Genomic DNA, 1417 nt, shown 5'->3' with positions numbered 1-1417 from the left:
TCACTACTAACCGACAAAAAAAATATAAGGAGCCATCTGTTCAGGTAGCTCCTTTTTTCATATTTTAGTTTTACTACACACTAAAAATATGAGCCATAAAAATACAGAAAAGAATTTAGTCGGTCAGCCAATTTTCAAACAAATATTGCAATTTATCCCCCGCAACAAGTTTGATTTATTGGTTAACAAGCATCAATCAGACCGATATTATAAAACATTTGATTCGTGGACGCATTTGATGACGATGCTTTTCGGCATATTCAGCCGATGCGATTCTATGGGTGAAATATGCGATGGGATGCAAGGTTTGGCAGGGAAACTCAATTATTTGGGAATGGAAAAATCTCCCGCCAAGAGCACGGCAGGCGATGGGCTTCGGGGCAGGGACAATGAATTTTTCAAGGATGTCTATTTTATGTTATTGGAACATTTCAAGTCCGTTTTGTCGGTCAGCCGTATTGATAATGTTTCTTTTGCCAAGCTTTTTATCTTCGATTCCAGTACCATACGCTTGTTTTCAGACATTATGAAAGGAGTAGGCAGAAACCCCAAGAACGAAGGAAAGAAAAAAGGCGGACTGAAAGTACACATGATGACAGATGCCCACAGCGATACGCCTGAATTTGTGAAAATCAGCGAAGCTAAACTGCACGACAAAAATTTTCTTCAGTATTTGAATCTGGCAGCCCACAGCATGATTGTTTTTGACAGAGCTTACAATCATTACCTGCAATTTGCCCATTGGACGGAGCAACAAGTCAATTTTGTGTGCAGATTGAAGAAAAATGCGGTATATCAAGTAGAGGAAGAACTCTTCAGACAAGAGTTGCAAGACGGAGAATCCGGTGTTTTGCTGGAAGAGCACGTTCATCTCATTTACAAAGAAGACAATAAGCAAAAAACTTTATGCCTCAGAAAAGTAAACTACAGGGATGATAAAGGGCGGATTTTTGAGTTTATCACCAATAATTTTGAAATCAGCCGGGAAGAAGTCGCTTTTTTGTACAAACTTCGTTGGAACATTGAACTATTGTTCAAAAAACTCAAACAAAACTTCCAGTTACATTATTTTTATTCCGAAACAGAAAACGGCATCAAAACCCAAATTTGGTGTACCCTGATTGCACAGCTACTGTTGCAAGTTCTACGTGTAAAATCAAAGAGCAAAAAGGCATTTTCTACCATTGCGGCACTCATCAGGATTCATTTAATCAGCCATCTGGAAATATTTTGGATGGTACAGAACAGCAGGAGAACTTACACGAAACAGAAAAAACGAAGAAAACCACCTTGGATACAGACAGAATTGTTCTGAAAAACAGAGAGGTGAGTTTTTGTATTCTTATAAAAACATATTGAAAAACAATGTTTTATGAAGGAATATTACTCATTTGTGTGTTTATCCGTTTGATAGTGA

General features: G+C 37.8%; 1 protein-coding gene. It reads left to right on the top strand.

Features of this window, described 5'->3' with window-relative positions; all coding sequences use genetic code 11:
* Positions 1–88 precede the first annotated feature (88 nt).
* Entirely contained in the window at positions 89–1315 is a 1227-nt protein-coding gene (locus tag BUB03_RS21530) for an IS4 family transposase (RefSeq protein WP_073067027.1), read from the top strand.
* The last annotated feature ends 102 nt before the right edge of the window (positions 1316–1417 follow it).

The organism is Chryseobacterium oranimense (genome assembly GCF_900129755.1).
Classification (GTDB): domain Bacteria; phylum Bacteroidota; class Bacteroidia; order Flavobacteriales; family Weeksellaceae; genus Chryseobacterium; species Chryseobacterium oranimense.
Note: the sequence above shows the minus strand (reverse complement) of the source record. Positions and strands in the feature narration are given on the sequence as shown.